Origin of the sequence: Verrucomicrobium spinosum DSM 4136 = JCM 18804, assembly GCF_000172155.1 — a bacterium.
GTDB lineage: Bacteria > Verrucomicrobiota > Verrucomicrobiia > Verrucomicrobiales > Verrucomicrobiaceae > Verrucomicrobium > Verrucomicrobium spinosum.
This window is the reverse complement of record NZ_ABIZ01000001.1, coordinates 3483565-3500104: the sequence shown is the minus strand read 5'-3', so window position 1 is coordinate 3500104 and position 16540 is coordinate 3483565. Positions and strand designations below refer to the sequence as shown.

The 16540-nt window shown below is 58.0% G+C and carries 15 protein-coding genes and 1 tRNA gene; 8 read left to right on the top strand and 8 right to left on the bottom strand.

Annotated features, from left to right (window positions below; translation table 11 throughout):
* Positions 1–30: 30 nt before the first annotated feature.
* On the bottom strand, positions 31–633 hold the full coding sequence (locus VSP_RS42270; protein ID WP_009961361.1) for a DUF6515 family protein: 603 nt from the start codon (positions 631–633) through the stop codon (positions 31–33).
* A gap of 56 nt (positions 634–689) precedes the next feature.
* A complete protein-coding gene (locus tag VSP_RS14080) occupies positions 690–1532 on the bottom strand; it encodes a DUF2092 domain-containing protein (protein WP_009961360.1) in 843 nt (280 codons plus the stop codon).
* 1376 nt (positions 1533–2908) lie between these two features.
* Here VSP_RS14080 and VSP_RS14075 point away from each other — a divergent pair.
* Positions 2909–2990: transfer RNA gene (locus VSP_RS14075), tRNA-Leu, on the top strand.
* Positions 2991–3053: 63 nt separating this feature from the next.
* Entirely contained in the window at positions 3054–3914 is an 861-nt protein-coding gene (gene purU / locus VSP_RS14070; protein ID WP_009961359.1) for a formyltetrahydrofolate deformylase, read from the top strand.
* A 286-nt stretch (positions 3915–4200) separates the two neighbouring features.
* On the opposite strand, the gene VSP_RS14065 is transcribed toward purU, so the two are convergent.
* Positions 4201–5247 (bottom strand): LacI family DNA-binding transcriptional regulator, encoded by a 1047-nt coding sequence (locus tag VSP_RS14065; RefSeq protein WP_157210898.1) that lies wholly within the window; start codon positions 5245–5247, stop codon positions 4201–4203.
* Between the two features lie 101 nt (positions 5248–5348).
* Between VSP_RS14065 and VSP_RS14060 the strand changes: the two genes are divergently transcribed.
* Positions 5349–5924 (top strand): DJ-1/PfpI family protein, encoded by a 576-nt coding sequence (locus tag VSP_RS14060; RefSeq protein ID WP_009961357.1) that lies wholly within the window; start codon positions 5349–5351, stop codon positions 5922–5924.
* 69 nt (positions 5925–5993) lie between these two features.
* Here the strand turns inward: VSP_RS14060 and VSP_RS14055 are convergent, their stop codons facing one another.
* The 5 genes from VSP_RS14055 to VSP_RS14035 form a co-directional block, all read right to left on the bottom strand.
* On the bottom strand, positions 5994–7178 hold the full coding sequence (locus tag VSP_RS14055; protein WP_198141388.1) for an AI-2E family transporter: 1185 nt from the start codon (positions 7176–7178) through the stop codon (positions 5994–5996).
* Between the two features lie 200 nt (positions 7179–7378).
* Positions 7379–8230, bottom strand: coding sequence for a class I SAM-dependent methyltransferase (locus VSP_RS14050; RefSeq protein ID WP_009961354.1), 852 nt, complete (start codon positions 8228–8230; stop codon positions 7379–7381).
* A 209-nt stretch (positions 8231–8439) separates the two neighbouring features.
* Entirely contained in the window at positions 8440–9003 is a 564-nt protein-coding gene (locus VSP_RS14045) for a response regulator (RefSeq protein WP_009961353.1), read from the bottom strand.
* Positions 9004–9514: 511 nt separating this feature from the next.
* Positions 9515–12007, bottom strand: coding sequence for a bifunctional serine/threonine-protein kinase/formylglycine-generating enzyme family protein (locus VSP_RS14040; RefSeq protein WP_009961351.1), 2493 nt, complete (start codon positions 12005–12007; stop codon positions 9515–9517).
* A 124-nt stretch (positions 12008–12131) separates the two neighbouring features.
* The gene (locus tag VSP_RS14035; RefSeq protein ID WP_157210897.1) at positions 12132–12812 is read right to left on the bottom strand and encodes an RNA polymerase sigma factor; all 681 of its coding nucleotides are present in this window, start codon (positions 12810–12812) and stop codon (positions 12132–12134) included.
* Between the two features lie 175 nt (positions 12813–12987).
* Here VSP_RS14035 and VSP_RS14030 point away from each other — a divergent pair, with 175 nt between their 5' ends.
* The 5 genes from VSP_RS14030 (at position 12988) to VSP_RS35375 (ending at position 16494) form a co-directional block, all read left to right on the top strand.
* The gene (locus VSP_RS14030; RefSeq protein ID WP_009961348.1) at positions 12988–13407 is read left to right on the top strand and encodes a PleD family two-component system response regulator; all 420 of its coding nucleotides are present in this window, start codon (positions 12988–12990) and stop codon (positions 13405–13407) included.
* 34 nt (positions 13408–13441) lie between these two features.
* Entirely contained in the window at positions 13442–14080 is a 639-nt protein-coding gene (locus VSP_RS14025; RefSeq protein WP_029190438.1) for a phosphoribosylanthranilate isomerase, read from the top strand.
* Between the two features lie 156 nt (positions 14081–14236).
* Positions 14237–15583, top strand: coding sequence for a 3-keto-disaccharide hydrolase (locus tag VSP_RS14020; protein ID WP_009961346.1), 1347 nt, complete (start codon positions 14237–14239; stop codon positions 15581–15583).
* A gap of 156 nt (positions 15584–15739) precedes the next feature.
* Positions 15740–16018, top strand: coding sequence for a DUF4404 family protein (locus VSP_RS14015; protein ID WP_009961345.1), 279 nt, complete (start codon positions 15740–15742; stop codon positions 16016–16018).
* Positions 16019–16101: 83 nt separating this feature from the next.
* The gene (locus tag VSP_RS35375; RefSeq protein ID WP_053332337.1) at positions 16102–16494 is read left to right on the top strand and encodes a DUF1294 domain-containing protein; all 393 of its coding nucleotides are present in this window, start codon (positions 16102–16104) and stop codon (positions 16492–16494) included.
* Positions 16495–16540: the final 46 nt, after the last annotated feature.

The window sequence follows — 16540 nt, the reverse complement described above, 5'->3', positions numbered from 1 at the left end:
CTTGGGCTTCACAAAGCAGGCAACTAATATCTAGAACCTCACGACCCTGTACTGGGTGACACCGCTCACAATCACGGGCTGGTAATACACCTGGTTCACCACATAGTAGTTTACTCCGCTTCTGACCGTCACCACCGCACCCGCAGGCAGTTCAGGGATGATTGCCCCCACCGGTGGATCCACCACGACGTAGCCCGAGGCGGCAGACTGATAGTACACTCCACCAGAATAGGCATAGGGGACGCTGCCTACATAGACGGTCCGATAGCCACGTGGCAAGGTGGCAATAGCGGCCCCCACGGCAAGGCCGGTCACAGCACCCGCGACAAAGCCGGAGCGACCATAGTACCGGTTGTGAACATCAATATCAACATCGCGATGCACGTCTCTATGGATATCAATATCCTGATGCCGACGGTCCACGTTCACGTGTGTGTCACGGTGGACATTGCGATTTACATCCACATGCGAGCGATTATAGCCACCGCTGGCGTGCACATGCGTGCTCCGATTCACACTGCGATGGACACTGCCACCCCGGGGACCTGCATCGAGTGCATGTGGAATGACGAGGGCGGTCACCAGAGTGGCGACGGCAGAGCCACGGTAGAAGTGGAGAATCCGGTTGTTCATGGAATAAAATGGGGAAGCAGGAAATGGTGTGCCAGCGGCATGGCTTTCTTATGCCCTTACTCCTGAGTCTTCACAGCCAGCACTTCGATGTTCAACGCGTCTGGAGGTGGGGTGAACTCGAAAACGAGATCCGGGAGATGGGCATTGAAATCCCAGTTGGAAAAGATGGCGGCAAGGTGCGTGTCCCTGCCGTCCTCGACTTCCAACACCACATTGGCCACTTCTTCCTGTTTCGGTCCTTTCGCCTTTTCCCTCTTGTCCTCCTTGTCTTTCCCCCTGGCAGCGGCGTCGTTCGTCTCGTTGTTTCCCTCATCATCCTCACCGCCTTTGAAGGTGATGACGACCTTGCGCATCACGGGCAATAAGCCGGCATCCACCCAGGCCTGCCACTCCACGTTGTCATTCTGGAAGGCAACGTGATGGCACGTCACTCCAAGCACACGATCCAGCCCGAGGTACTGCCCCGCCTTCGCTTTCGCAGCACCATCGCCAAACGGTTTACTGATGATGAGATCCTCGATCGGCAGCGCGATGTCATACTTTTCCGCCACGGCCTCCACCATGGCGTCAATGGTCGCCGGAGTCTTGATGCTGCCGTAGCATCCTGCCTTGAGGTCATGAACTGTCAGTTCTTTTCCGTTGTAGTAGAAGGCGCGTTCCGGCTCGGAGGAACTCTTTTGAATCACCAGGCGATCCGGGCGGCGCATCTTGATATCCACGGTGCGGCTCACCTGTACCGTGGGCCCGTCTGGAACTGCCACATCCTCCCAGATTTCCGCTATGAATGAGGAACTTTTCGCATCCCCTAGAAGTTCAGAAGCCCGCTTGATAATGACTAAAGCCTGGGGATCAACGGTTGTTTCTTTCGTTGCATCCGCCTGAGAATGGAGCGGCGACATCGACACCAAACAGGTAACGAATGCGAGTGGCACACATGGGATGATCTTCATATTCCTCCACTGATTGAGTTGCTGTCTGAAACACCAGCCATTCGTTGAATGGCACCACGCCTTCAGCGAGTGCCAGGTCACCAGGTGAATTGCACCGGACGCATCTTGCGTCAGGAGCACACGATATGCGCCGCGACTCCTGCACCATAACCGTCTGCCTCTTTCTGGAAAAACGCATGCTCATGACTTACTCTGATCTAGAGCGCAACCATCCCTGCCTGGACCTCAACCAGCCCTCAGCACGAGACGTGTCGCGCGATGCGCACGCACCAACCTAACGTGCACTTATCTTCGCAGATATTTAGATTAGCGTCTATCCAGATTCCGAAAAACGATGACAAAATTTTTGTACGACTCCGCCAGCACAACCTCTCAGATGACACCTCATAAATTGTCAATCGTGTTACTACAACTCTGCACTTACCTCGGCTGGAGCATGGCTTTGGACTTGGGTATGCCAACCAACTAGGGGAGCAAAGCGAGGGGTGCGAGAGGAGGGTTCAATGCGATTGCACTCTGTAAACTTAGAGCTGGGCGTGGCGCAAGCGGGGCACTTGTCTGGAGCGTCGATAGCCGGCCGAAATTGGCGCAGTGAGGTGTAAGCGGCATGCTCACGCGCTCTGCACCAGAAGGACCGGAGCCCGTCACAACTTGGCGACAAGGGCGACAATGCGAAGCCTGCTGACACTTTGGCGAGTGCCTTCCAAAGACTCTGGGGGGCGATATGGACGTATCGGTGGCCGTGAGAGAAGCGAACGTGTTCGGGTTTCCCTCGCAACTTCTTTAACGCCTCCACTTCACTCGAAGGTTGGGTTGCACGGCGCGACTCCGCACGCTCATCGACGTTCCTGCCAAGATGCCGGAAACCGCACCGAAGATGCATGCTTCGCCCTGCCTTCAGCGGCACAGGCCCTTTTAGAGTGCGCCAGACCGCGCTTCACCACCCCGGTTCACAAGGCTGGCACAGGCTTCCAGGGAAGCGATGTTTGCCCGTGGGGTGTTGTGAAGTGCCAAATGGGTGCAGCGAAGCGCGCAACTCGGCTCGATATTTCAGCCGCGCGGCCCAATGCAGTGAGACCGCCCCCTTTCATCGACGGATAGCAATGACTGCCGTTTTTCGAATCCCCAGACGCCACCCGGCATTGGCACGCCCCGCCGATGCGTCTGCGGAAGCAGAGCACGCCCCCCCAGTTGCACCCTACTCATCCTCTTCCACTTGAGCGGCCAGCCCTTCGTCTGGGGCTCTCAAAAAACTTCGCAGAAACTTTGCAAAAGATGCTTGCACATTTTCCGGTCTGGCGTACATAGAAAGCCCCTCTCGACCAGCGCGGGTGGCGGAATTGGTATACGCGCAAGACTAAGGATCTTGTGCCGAAAGGCTTAAGGGTTCGAGTCCCTTCCCGCGCACTTTCTCCCTTACTATGTGGAGTTGAGACCGGCAATCCGGGCGATCTCCCGCCCCCATTGCCCATGCCCTCAACAGACACAGCCACTCTCCTCATCCACTGCCCCGATCAACCGGGCTTGGTTCATGCCGTGACGGGCTTCATCTTTGCCCATCAAGGAAACATCCTGGATCTGGAGCAGCACATCGATCCGCCGGAGAATTTATTCTTCATGCGGGTGGAATGGGCCGTGGAGAACTTCACCTTGGCCAAGGAGGAGATCTCGGCCGCCTTCACCCCCCTGGGTGAAAAGTACCGTATGGGCTGGACGCTGCATTTCTCCAGCGAGCGCAAACGTGTCGCGCTTTTCGTCTCCAGAGAAAGTCACTGTCTCTATGACCTGCTCTCGCGGCATGAGGCAGGCGAACTCCCCGTCGAGATCCCGGTGATCGTGAGCAACCACGAACTCCTCCGGCCAGCGGCGGAGAGATTTGGTATCCCGTTCCACCACTTCCCCATGACCCCTGGCACCAAGGCAGCGCAGGAGAAAGCTCAAATCGATCTGCTGCGGGAGCACCGGGTGGACACCGTCGTGCTGGCCCGCTACATGCAGATCCTGAGCGAGGATCTCATCCGCGAGTTTCCCAATCAGATCCTCAACATTCACCACTCCTTCCTGCCAGCATTCGTGGGAGCAAAACCTTACCATCAAGCTTATGAAAGGGGGGTCAAGATCATCGGGGCCACCAGCCACTATGTGACAGCAGCCCTGGATCAGGGACCCATCATCCACCAAGACGTGATGCGGGTGACCCATGAGGACAGCGTGGCCGACCTGGTGAGACTGGGGAAAGACCTGGAAAAGACCGTACTGGCCAAGGCCCTCTGGTGGCACGTGAGAGACAAGGTGCTGGTGTACCACAACAAGACGGTGGTGTTCTCCTGAGGAGAACGGACCAACCGCGCGCGTTTGAGGTGGCCGCCGAAGGGCCAAGTCGTGCTCAGTCCGCTGTCAATGAAGGGATTTCCGGCCCCCTGTGGTTGAACAAGCCTTGAGCGATTCACCCCTGGGTGCGTCGGCGGAGGAGGATGAGGGGTGAAGGCCGACCGCAGGCGCCTTCTCCCCACCGCCGCCACCACCTTCACGTCAGGTTCCCGGGTTTCTCGACAGCATCCGCCAAACCCGCGCCAACACCCGTCTCTTTACAAGGCAGGTCGCTGGATCCCCACAGCTAAGTCAGCGTGCCTTGCCAGACTCCCGGCACCAGAGTGAGCATCGGCTGACCGGGAATCCCCTGCTCATTTCGATGAATCTGGCCGATCACCAAATCCACCCCGGTCGCCCCGACAAGCCGCGATTGTTGATTGATCCCTGGCGGATCCTCCGGAGAGCGCCCGGTATTGAGACTGGCGAAGACAAGTCCACCAGGACAGTTAACACCCCTGCCAGCAGCTCGCATCCAGCTGAGAATCTGGTTTTGAGTCCCCACCACGGCATCGGGCCGATGAGCCCGCATCCACTCAGCCATGCCAGCACCTTCGGCATCGGGACAGATAAAGGGCGGCAGCCGACGGCTCGCCGGCAACCGTTGCTGAAACACGAGGTAGGCCGCCAGCCATGAAAGTTGCACCCGTTCATGGGTTTTAGCATCCGTGGCAAACCCTATACGCCGGGCACCACGAGCCTGCAGATGCTCCAGCGTCACCAGATTTCCCTGGTAAAAGTTGGGAACCACCCTGGAGACGGCCGGTTCCAGCAGCGTGTGCCCAATGGCAATGGCCGCATGATTCTCCCAACATAGCGGCAACGTGCCGTTTGGCTCGGGAAGCGGAGCAATCAATACCCCCCTGATGTGGCGGGTATGCAGCATCTTGTTGAAGCGCCCGGCCTCCATCGCCGGATCCTGAATCCAGAAGGTTTCGAGCAAATAACCCTGTTCAGCCGCACGATCACGCGCGCCTTCATAGTACTCAACGAAGCTCGGATTGGGGTACCGCCACCCCTCACGGCTCGGATGCGCCGTAATGTAGGCCAGCGTATTGACCGTCCGAGCCTGTCGGTGGGATTTGAGGTCCGCCATCAAGGCTGATACCATGGCATTGCGACGATAGCCCATTTCGCCCGCCAACTTCTGGATGGCTTCACATCGCTCTGCGGGAAGCCGGGGATGATTGATCAAGGCACGCGAGACCGTGGACCGGGACACGCCTGCCGCACGGGCCACCTCCTCCATGGTCACCGGGCGTTCAGGTTCACACTTTTCACTGGCTGAAGTCACAGTGCGCAACGACGTGCACAACCGACAATTTGTCACGCATTTTCCTCCCTGCCATCATATGGGCGCACAAGAACACAACCTAGCCTTCCGCTCCCCTCACCATGGAAAAAGTTCTCATCATTGTCGGCGATGCCACCGAGACGGTGGACACCCTCTACCCCTTCTACCGCCTGATCGAAGGCGGATACCAACCCGTCGTCGCCGCCCCTGAAAAGCGGCGCTACCAGATGGTGATGCATGAGGTGAGGCCTGGCTGGACCATCACCAAGGAATGGGAAGGCTACACCATCAACGCCGACGTGACCTTCGCCGAAATCAAGGCCGAGGAGTATGCTGGCATCTTCTTTAGCGGCGGTCGCGCTCCGGAGTATATTCGCGAGGACCAGGATCTGCTGAAAGTCACCAAGTACTTCTTTGAGAAGAATCTGCCCATCGCAAGCGTCTGCCATGGCGTGGAGATACCTGCCCGGGCCGATTGCGTTCGGGGGCGACGCATGGCCACGGTACCCAAGTGCCAGTTCGACCTGGAAGTCTGTGGCGGCATCTTCGTCAACGAAGCCTGCGTGGTGGACGGCAACCTTGTGAGCGGTCGCACCTTCCATGACCACGGCCACTACATGGGCGCCTGGATGAAGCTGTTGGATGAGGAACGGAATCGTCGCCAAGCGACCACCTAGTCCGGCCTCCAATCTTCAGCATCCCCCTCTTCAGCCGGCAGAACTTTCTGCCGGCATTTTCATGCCCTGTCAGGGTCGGCGAGTGCGGTTGATGCTCTCCACACGAGTGCGTGGAATATTTGCCGGCGGCTCCGTGGCCGCCCCGCCACCCATGGTGTCTTCGTCGTCCTCCAGCTCCGGGACCTCCAGCACCACTTCCCCATGGCGAACCTTCTTCTTGGCCATGGCCACGGAAATCCAGCGAAACTCCTCCGTATTCTCCAGAATGACCTTCATCATCATCGTGAGCGGAACCGCCAGGAACATGCCTGCGGGCCCCCATAGCCAACCCCAGAAGATGACACTGAGCACAATGACCAGCCCGGAAATGCCAAATCGCCGCCCCATGAGCATGGGCTGCCAGAGGCTGTCCAGGCAGAAGTTGATGACCGCATAGCCAATAGCCACCCCTACCGCGGGTCCTACGCCGTGTTGCACGAGCGCCTCAATGACCGCAGGGATGCCCGCCGCCGTGGAGCCTACAGCCGGGATGTAGTTGAAGGCGAACGCCAGGATGCCCCACAGCAAGGGGTACTTCAAATTGAAGCTCCAACAGAGGATGAAAGCTGCCACACCGGTGGCAGCGCTGATGAGCGTTTTGACTCCTAGATACTTTTGGATGTCGGTAGCGGATTGCAGAAGCACGGCAAGATTCGGACCGCCAGCCTGCTCCACCACAGAGGCACGACTCGTCGTACCAGGAGCCTCCATGAGAATGAACATCATCACCACAAGGACAATGATCGTCGAACCCAGCCAGGTGGCCACCGTTCCGAAAGTGGTCCCTACCATGGAGGCAACATTTTTCACCACATCCTGATTGGTCGCCAGCGAGATGATGGTTGGCACGTCAAAGACTTGATTGGCCGTATCCTTGGCCCCCTCCACACCTCGCTCCTCCAGCCAGGCTCCCGTCTGATCCACATACGACTTGAGTTTGTGGACGTAACCAGGAACCTCGCTCTGAAACTTGCGCAATAGACTGGCACCGGCATACACGGTGAGCCCCAGCGTGAGCACAATGGCCCCCACCGTGACAAAAAGCGCCACCATGTGGGGCAATCTCTTGGACATGAGCCAGTGCATGAGCGGAAAGCTGAGCACGCTCAAAAAGAACGCGACAACAATGGGCACGAGAAAACCCGCCCCCGCCTTCAGTCCGGCGATGACGACAATGACGCATCCCAACGTCAGCAAAGCGCGTCCGGCCTTCATGGCACGGGGAATGGGGGGATCAGCTTCGCGTTCTCTCATCTCCTGGAGGTTGGAATAATTCTACTCTGACAAAACAATTGGCAACGATACAGAGCACGAAGACGAAAGCGATTAATCTCTGTGTCAGATACGCCCCCTTGGTCCGTGGCGACTCGACAAAGGTGACACATGAAGATGTTGAGCAAAGGGAGACAAAGGAGTCAGCGAGATGGCTTCTCCGCCACGAACACCACGTAGCGCATCGCTTTTGTGCAATAAGCCACCCAAATTCTGAGCATGGTGATCGCGAAAATGCGATTGTCATTGCGGGCATTGAGGATAAACCGGAGGTAACCGGGTCGCCTGATCAGGCCAACAACGAAGCGCCATGCGCAGATGGGCCAAGTGCGGGATACCTTCCGTGTCACATCCAGTCGCTCCCGTAACGCAAGACCCGCCTGCTCCATCCAGGCCACATAGTCTTCCTCCGTCCCCATGGCAGGAAGCCTGCCCTCGCGACATACGGGCTCCACCAGATGCCGCACCTGCCAGGGCTTGGGCGCCTCCCCTGCCAGCCAAGCGCACACCACCATGCGCCCCCCAGGTTTCAGGACGCGAGCAACTTCAGAAAACACCCTTGCCTTGTCCGCCATATGCTCCGTGCTTTCGATCGCCACCAAGGCGTCAAAGACCGCATCCGGACGCTGATTGCACATCCAATCCTCCACCAAATACGAGGGATTCCCAGGCGTACGGGTGACATCAACAGCATATCGCTGCTGAGCAGGAGAGACTGTCAATCCCGTGACCCGAGCCCCATACTCATCCGCCAGAAGACGGGAAGTCCCGCCATAGCCGCACCCCAGATCACATACTTCCGCCCCTGGCACCAGCGCAGCCTTGATCGCCACCAGATGAGACATGGCCCGAACAGCCTCATAAGAGCTTTCACTCCCCGTCTCCCACAATCCGTGGTGAACATGCTCCCCCCATATCTCGCGATAAAAACCGTCCAGTTGATCATAATGCCGCGCCACATCGTCCACAGAGATCGGGAGAGAGGATTCAACCATGGCGCTTCAATGTAGAGATGGATGCCGTGCCAGACATGGAGCCCAGTTCAACGCCCCCCCTTCTGCAATCGCGCGCACCAGGGGCAATCGGATGTAGGCTCATCCAAATTCCGATCCCTCACAAAAAACAACGACCAGCCGGAACTGCCGGCTGGCCGTTGCAAAAGTCAAAGACCAGGGGACAGCTCCGGCTCCCCAGTGGGATAAGATCAGAGGCCGATCTCAGCACCCTTGTGGCCAAGCTGCTTCACCGCCTTGTTGAGCTGATCGAACTCGATGGGCTTTTTGATCACGGTAACCGGCCCCGTCGAGAGGATCTTACTGAGAATCTCACTGTCAGGGTAACCGGTGATCACCACAATAGGCAGGTCTGGATGAATATCCTTCAACTGCATGTAAACCTCATCTCCCGGGATATCGGGTAGTTTGAGATCGAGGAAAACGAAGTCAAACTTCTGCTTCTTGGCCAGAGAGATGGCTTCAGCACCAGATCCCACTACAAGACGACCGAACCCAGCCTTCTTGAGGAACTGTTTAAACAGCGCCTGCAATGCGGGGTCATCATCCACGACCATCACCGTAGGCTGACCAGCCTCATCTTCCTTGCGCAGCACATCACGGTCCAACAGGCTGCGCTTGATGCGCCAGCGTCCTCCGATCTGCACAGCAGGAAGCTGCCCCCGCTGCACGAGGTAATAGACGGTCGGAAGAGGAATCCGCAGATATTCCGCGGTTTCCTTGACCGTCATCAATTCGGGTGAGGTTTCAGCCATAGTGTTCAAGAGAAGGGTGGATGAAGATTGAGAAATCGTGTCGTAGGAATGAGCAGGAAAATCTGCGCTTCTGGTTAGCAGCGATGTGACACACAATTACTATAAGTTCAAAAAAATGACAAGAAGAAACTACCCGGAATTGTGAGAAAATTAAGGTTAAGTGGAATTAAACTTCAAATTTGCGAGTCAAAGATGATCCCATTATACGATCGAGGAATGTGACAAAACCGCAATTCTCATGCAAGAGCGACGAGATTGGGATAATTTTCTCCAATGGTAAGAATAATCATTTGGTTCTCCAGATAACTTGGACAACAAAGAAGAGGCATCGTTCTAGTTTCTCTCATCTGAGAGCACCTCCCCTGGAGGAGGATTGCATCCACCTTTCGAACTACGAGCGGTCTAAAAATTTAAGGGCTGATAGAAACGTCCTTCCGCCAACCCCGAGCCAATTCTGGCGGGTGACACGACGTGTTGGATGCCCCTAGTCTCACAGCCCATGTGGGCGAGACTACTCATCCATTCGGGCGAGAACTCCATTCTCTCCCAGAACAAGACGGAACCCGATTTCATCATTGCGGGTGCCAGTGGGCATGGGTCTTCTATATGAAGCAAGCAGCTCCTCCCTCTCGCGAGTACGCCAGCTCCCACCACGCACCACTCCCAGACGCTGCTGCTTTGGCTCAGACCCGCCAAAATCCTCTGCCACCCATTCCCAGACGTTGCCCGAAAGGTCTCTGAGGCCGGTGCGAGCATCCGGCGTAAAGGAACCTACAGGTGCGAGCCCAACGAAGCCATCATTCAGCCCCGGAATGCCACTCTTCTGTTTTGCTTCATCAGCGGCGCTCTGGTCCCAGAGGTTACCTGGCACCACTGGCGGAACCCAAATGAAGCCCCAAGGGTAGAACCCTTCGATCCGGCGATTGCGCTCCGCCGGCGTGTCACCACGCTCGCGCGGCAGGCCAGCGGCCATGCTCCACTCATCGTCTGTCGGCAGGCGGTAGCTCTGATTCTCCTCCAGCAGTCCCTTGGCCTGCTCGGTGCGGGTGAGCCACCTGGCATAGTGCATGGCATCATCCCGGCTGACAAAGGTCATGGGCAGGGTGCTGTCCTCTGACGGGTCAACTGGCGGCGGATTTGTGATGGGGACGGATCTCAGATAGCTGGCGTAGTCCGCCCTGCGGATCTCTGTGGCAGACATGAGAACGGCTCCCAGCGGGACGAAATCCATGCCGAGAGAGTTCTTCCACTTGCGACCGAATGCCACCGCATCCGTGGGCTTCATCTTGGCCGTCAGGGTGAGCAGCTTACCCTCTTCCACCTTGCCTTTGAGAATTTCGCGTTTGTAGCCCGGCAGGCTCATGACGAAGGAGGCCTCGCCCACCCGCATCCGCGAAAGGGACAACGGGGTGGTGCCCAACACCTCGCCATTGTTGATGACCTCAGCATGCGGCGGCAGGCTCTCCACCAGCACCTGGCCAAATTGCAGCTTCTCCAGAGTGAGGCGCATGGCAAACCAGTTCTTCTGCGAGCCAGGGCTGCGCTTGAGCGTGGTGTCTGGGCGCCAGCCGTACTCCATGTCCACCCCGAGAGCGCCCGCCGCGCGGTCTTGATCGGTCAACCAGTTGCAGAACCCAGTGGCATCTGCCCGAGGTACCACCACCGAGTATTCCGGTTTGCCCCCCTTTTGGAAGCTGGGCACCACCTCGCCTTCAAAGGACTGCATGGTGGACTCCAGAAACTGATTGAACAGCTCCAGAGAAACGGGCCGGTCGGCCACATGGCGATCCTTCTGCCAGGTGAAGCGCATGTCAAAGCTGTTGAGCCACATGCGCCCTGGATTGGGCAGCTTGGCCTGGGCAATCTCCTCCGGGGTGAGTTTTTTGGCCTCGGGAGCCTGAATCTGGTAGCTCCACGCTGTCTCCCTCTGCACCACGGCGAGCAGCGCTCCGCTCAACACAGAGCCCACCGCCAAATGCCAGGTAGCGTTCACCACCCGGCGGGAAAGAGGCACAGGGCGAGGCACTCCCACCATGCGCAAAGCGGCGGCAAAGTCGGCCGAGCTGGCGTAGCGTTCCTTCAGACTGGGGGCACAGGCCCGGCAGATGACGGTGTTCCACTCCCGCCACAAGTTCCACTCTGCCGCTCCCAGATCCTCCGGCACCTCCGGGAACTCCATGCGATCCTTCCCGGAACTGATCTCATAGAGCACTTTTCCCAGACTATAGATGTCAGAAGCAAATGTGCCAGGGCCTTCTGGGGGCACAAATCCCTCCGTGCCGACGTAAGAACGCTCTCCGTGGACTGCGACAAGACCGATATCGGCGAGCTTCCAGGCTCCCTTTACATATATGATGTTGGACGGCTTGATGTCCCGGTGGGTCAGGCCGTGGCTGTGCATGTAGCCAAGGGCGTCTGCGAGGAAGATTCCCGTCTCTTTGCACTCCTGAAGGCCGATGCGCCCCCGGTTGCGAAAATCTGTGGTGAGTGTGCGGGGCACGTACGTGGTGATATCGACATCACGCCCACTCTGGGCATCGTCGGCCAGCTCCATCACATAATAGTAGAAGCCGTGGGCGTCATTCCATCCCACATGAAGCACATTCACCAGTCCAGGATGACCTCGGGAGATGGGCTCAAACTGTTGGATGCCCTCAAACTCACGCCGGAAAGTCTTTTCGTACTCGAAGTCCTCCCGCCAGACGATCTTCACGGCACGGAGAGCCCCAGTGATGGCCTGAGCAAGCCAAACCTCCCCATAGGCTCCAGACCCAATGCGCCGGATCAGCTTGAAGTCGGGTATGGGAATATCGTTGTCCCGGGTGCTGACGGGCTCCTCGGGCGGGATGCGGGTATCCGCCTTCACCTGACCGCGAGGTTCGATCTTCACCCCCTGCTTCACGTCGCCGGGTGGCGGAGGCAGAGCCGAAGCACGACCACCTTTCTCCGATGACTTGTCGCCAGCGTTGGGGGTCGGGGCTTGGGGCTCGTCAGGGGCGGGCATTGATTGCAGCAAACCTAGCAAGGATGATCCCTGCCATCCAGTGAACGATGCAAGAAAAACGGCGGCATCACCCGAACCACCCCGTCTATCCCTGAGAAAGATCCCAAGGCAGCCCAATGAATGCCTAAAGCATCGTGGATTCCAGAGCCTGAACCTCTTTTTTAACCAGCGCACCGACCCGGTGCTTGGCCAGATAAACCTGGGCGGCGTTGATGCCCAGAACCTCAGAGGTCTTCTTCACCCCCCAGCCCTTGAGGACATAGCAGTCAAAAATCTGATACTGACGGGGGGAGACACGGGACTTCACCCGCTCCAGAGCGGCGGAAGTAATGTTGTCGCGCCACTCCTTGTCCCAGACCTTTTCCAGAATGTTGTCCTTCTCGTGGCTGAGACGCTCCATGGCCAGATCAGCGCTGTCGGAGCTCTCATTTCCTTGATCGGCCAAGGACGGCTGGCGCTTACGCGCACGGAAGACATCCAGAATGCGCCAGCGGGTCATCTGCAAAAGCCAGGCCTTGAAGGACCCTGCGCGGGGGTCGTACTGCCCCTTCTTCACCTGGCGGGCAATGGCGAGCGTGGTTTCCTGCACCACATCAAAGGCCTCCTCACGCGTGAGTCCGGACTTCGTCGCGACGCTGAAAATGAGACGCCAGTAGGTCTGATAGAACTCGTCCCAGACCTTGTGATCTTCCCAATTGTCAAGCTTCTCAATCAGGCTCTTACGAGTCTTCTCACAGAGGGCGCGTTGCTTCCGCTCTTCAGTGCTGGGTCTTGCGTTGCTCAAATCAAGGGTGCTGCGCGCCATGACAGGCAGTTTCGGAAACGCTACAGGGGAACGCAAGAGGAAAATGGGACCCATGCGTCATTCTCTGTGCAGAATCGGTCGTCAATTCGATCCTCATCTATCGGTACGTACAAAACTGGCAAACAGAGTCCGTCCGCACTGGATTTTGCCAGAACCTCCGTACATCATCCCGACGATGCCTGAGCCGACCCCCCTCCGCGTGCTTGTAGCAGATGAGAGCCTGCCCAACCGGCGCCTCATCCGGGAACTGCTGACCGCATTCTGCGCCTGTGAGGTGGACGACGCCGCCAGCGGGGAGCATGCGTTTGAGCGTATCACCCAGCGGGAGTACGCTCTCTTTTTGGTGGCTTTCACCCTTCCTGACATCAACGGAGCCCTGCTGGACCGGATGATCGCCAGGGTGTACTCCCGCTGCCACCCGACAATCTTGTCGGCGCCACCCGTGATTTTTCTCATCCGGCCGGACGAGAGTGCGGAATTTAATGCCGTAAAGCGCGATGCCCGGGTGCGGGGTGCCGTACCCCTGCCCCTGAGTCTGGACGTACTCATGCAAGTGGCAGGTTCCCTCCTCCCGCCCAAAGGCCCCGCACTTTAATCTGAAGACACCCCCTACCCTGCCTTCCCATCCCGTGCCTTCCACATTGATCAAAATCTGCGGTGTCACCCAGCCAGATCAGGCTCGGAAAATAGCCAACATGGGTGCCGACTTCATCGGCATCAACTTCTGGCCAAAGTCGAAACGCTACCTCCCTCTCGCAGCGGCCAGCTGGCTGGCGGATGTACCCCGGACCTCCCGGCTCGTGGGGGTGTTTGTGAACCCAGACTTGAGTTATCTCAGGGAGGCAGCGGATTTGAACGTGCTCTCTGCCATACAGTTGCACGGGGATGAGACGCCCGAGTTCTGCGCGGAGGCGCAGATGCTGGGGCTGCCTGTCATCAAGGCGTTTCAGGTGCAGGATGAAGCCATGTTGGCTCCGATCGCCCTCCATCCCCTAAAGGACATCTTGCTGGATGCCTACCACCCGCAGGAACGGGGCGGACTGGGCCACACTTTCCCATGGGAACTAGCCACGCTGTTCCAGCATCGCCATCCCCACCACCGGCTTTACCTGGCGGGCGGCCTCACTCCAGAAAATGTTGCCACGGCGGTGAGCCGCCTTCATCCCTACGCCGTCGATGTGGCGAGCGGCGTCGAGTGCGGCACACCGGGACTGAAGGATCTGGCCAGGGTCCAAGCCTTCATCGAGGCGGTCCGCAAGGCAGAATAGTTCAACATTTTGCGTCACGCATCGTTGTGAAGGGACATTGGCAGTTGGTCTTTGTCGTGTTCTGATACTTTTGTGATCAGTGATGCACGATATTGCTGAAACACCATTTATTACCCTTCGTATTTGTTCCCGATACCCTTGTTTCATCATCCCAACATGAAATTGATCCCTGCTCTCACCACCCTGCTGTTTGTCGCCGGTACCGCCTTTGCCGGCGCGCCTCCGGCTGGATTCAAGTCGCTGTTCAATGAAAAGGATCTCACCGGATGGCGTGGTGGCAGCACCTTTGACCATCGCAAACTGCTGGAAATGCCGGAAGATGCGCGCGCGGCCCAAATCGCCAAGTGGACGGCCACAATGACGGCGAAGAGCGACAAGACTGGCAAACCCCATTGGTATGTGGAGGGTGAGGAACTGGTAAACGATGGATTCGGTGACTACGCCACCACCGAGAAGGACTTCGGTGACTTTGAACTGCTGGTGGAATACAAAACTGTTCCCAAGGCAGACAGCGGAATCTACCTGCGCGGCGTGCCCCAGGTGCAGATCTGGGACTCGACCGAGAATGATGAGAAGGCTGTGCAACTGGGCAAGCCCAAGGGCTCCGGTGGACTCTGGAACAACGCCGCGACGGCTCCCGGACGGGATCCGCTGGTAAAGGCGGACAAGGCCTTCGGCGAATGGAACAAGTTCCGCATCGTGATGGTGGGCAGCCGCGTGAGTGTGTGGCTCAACGACCAGCTCGTGGTGGATCATGCCATTCTGGAAAATTACTACGACAAGAAACTCCCCGCGGACCAGCAGCGCCCAGTGCCTGCCAAGGGCCCCATCCAACTCCAGACTCACGGTGGTGAGATCCGCTGGCGCAACATCTTCCTCCGTGAGATCGGCACAGAAGAAGCCAACAAGATCCTCTCCAGCAAGGGTGGAGAAGGCTTCAAGTCCGCCTTCAACGGCAAGGACTTTACTGGATGGGCAGGCCCGGTGGAGAACTATGAGGTGGTGGATGGCACCATCCGCTGCAAAGACAAGAAAGGGGGAACCATTTACTTCAATGAAGACCTGAAGGACTTCCAAGCCCGTCTTGAATACAACGTGCCCCCTGGCGGCAACAATGGCCTGGCCATCCGCTACCCCGGAAACGGCAACACTGCCTATGTGGGCATGACAGAACTCCAGGTGCTGGACAATGACGCTCCCAAGTACGCCAAGCTGGACGTGCGCCAGTTCCACGGCAGCGCCTACGGCATGGTGGCCGCCCAGCGTGGCTACACCCGCCCCGCTGGAGAATGGAACTTTGAAGAAGTGACAGTGAAAGGCTCGACAATCACGGTCGAACTGAATGGCACGGTCATCCTCAACGCCGACCTGAGCAAGGTGGATATGAGCACCGTGATGGCCAACTCCCCCCACCCCGGAAAAGACCGCACCAACGGATTCTTCGGCTTCGCTGGTCACAGCGATCCGGTGAGCTTCCGCGAGATCAGCCTCAAAAAGCTGTAAGCCTCATATCATCGCAGACAGACTCTCTCTGGCGGCCCCTCATCGGGCCGCCTTTTAGTTTCCTTCAGAAACGCATCGCGGAAGTGACGCATCGTTTGCATGACTGAGCTGCCATATTTCCTTGTCTCCGCCGCTTCCCCTCGTTAACGTGGATTCATGATCGAAAACCTTCTGGCCGAACTTCGCAAGCAGGTGGAGCGCGCTGACAACCTTCCCGAAGAAACGCGTGCCGATCTTCTCCAGCATGTGGAGGCGATGGAGTCCAGCCACGCCAACATCGCCCTGGAAGAACCTGATGACAGTGCTCAAGCAGCAGATGAGCCTCAAGGCATTGACCGCCTCGTCTCCTCCGTGGAAGAACTCGAGGCGTCACACCCGGAAATTACCGCGACGGTGAACCGGATCGCGACCGTTCTGGGCAACATGGGAATCTGAAGCAAGCTCCGCGAAGCCATCAGAACGAAGGGCGTCAGGCTGACGGCCTTGCATCTTGAAAAACCAGGACTATGCGGTGCCTCATGCAACCGCTTTCCACCAGCCCCCTCACCCACCGCCAGTGGGGCCTGCTCGCAGGGCTGCTCCTTCTTCCCGTCCTCCTGATTGTCCTGGCCATGCCCCGCCCATGGGTGGCGGCCAGCTACTTCCTCACCATGAGCGTGGCGTCATACGGACTTTTTGCCTATGACAAACAGCGCGCCCGGGCTGGCAAGTGGCGCATTCCGGAGTCCCGTCTTCATTTGTTCTCCCTGCTGGGTGGCTGGCCGGGTGCCTATCTGGCCCAACAGCGCTATCGGCACAAGACGGCCAAAACCTTCTTCCAAACCGTCTTTTGGATCATTGTCGCTGGGTACCAGGCCGTCGCCATCGACGGCCTGCTGGGCTGGCCTCTGCTGGGGCAGATGGGGAGGTAGCAGAGGGGTCGGCGGTGAGCTAAATCTCCCGGCCGCCTCGCCTGTT

Excerpts from the sequence above, each read along its gene's own strand:
- VSP_RS42270 (WP_009961361.1), bottom strand. The coding sequence starts at position 633 with ATGAACAACCGGATTCTCCACTTCTACCGTGGCTCTGCCGTCGCCACT.
- VSP_RS14080 (WP_009961360.1), bottom strand. The coding sequence starts at position 1,532 with ATGTCGCCGCTCCATTCTCAGGCGGATGCAACGAAAGAAACAACCGTT.
- purU (WP_009961359.1), top strand. The coding sequence starts at position 3,054 with ATGCCCTCAACAGACACAGCCACTCTCCTCATCCACTGCCCCGATCAA.
- VSP_RS14060 (WP_009961357.1), top strand. The coding sequence starts at position 5,349 with ATGGAAAAAGTTCTCATCATTGTCGGCGATGCCACCGAGACGGTGGAC.
- VSP_RS14055 (WP_198141388.1), bottom strand. The coding sequence starts at position 7,178 with ATGAAGGCCGGACGCGCTTTGCTGACGTTGGGATGCGTCATTGTCGTC.
- VSP_RS14050 (WP_009961354.1), bottom strand. The coding sequence starts at position 8,230 with ATGGTTGAATCCTCTCTCCCGATCTCTGTGGACGATGTGGCGCGGCAT.
- VSP_RS14045 (WP_009961353.1), bottom strand. The coding sequence starts at position 9,003 with ATGGCTGAAACCTCACCCGAATTGATGACGGTCAAGGAAACCGCGGAA.
- VSP_RS14040 (WP_009961351.1), bottom strand. The coding sequence starts at position 12,007 with ATGCCCGCCCCTGACGAGCCCCAAGCCCCGACCCCCAACGCTGGCGAC.
- VSP_RS14035 (WP_157210897.1), bottom strand. The coding sequence starts at position 12,812 with ATGGCGCGCAGCACCCTTGATTTGAGCAACGCAAGACCCAGCACTGAA.
- VSP_RS14030 (WP_009961348.1), top strand. The coding sequence starts at position 12,988 with ATGCCTGAGCCGACCCCCCTCCGCGTGCTTGTAGCAGATGAGAGCCTG.
- VSP_RS14020 (WP_009961346.1), top strand. The coding sequence starts at position 14,237 with ATGAAATTGATCCCTGCTCTCACCACCCTGCTGTTTGTCGCCGGTACC.
- VSP_RS14015 (WP_009961345.1), top strand. The coding sequence starts at position 15,740 with ATGATCGAAAACCTTCTGGCCGAACTTCGCAAGCAGGTGGAGCGCGCT.
- VSP_RS35375 (WP_053332337.1), top strand. The coding sequence starts at position 16,102 with ATGCAACCGCTTTCCACCAGCCCCCTCACCCACCGCCAGTGGGGCCTG.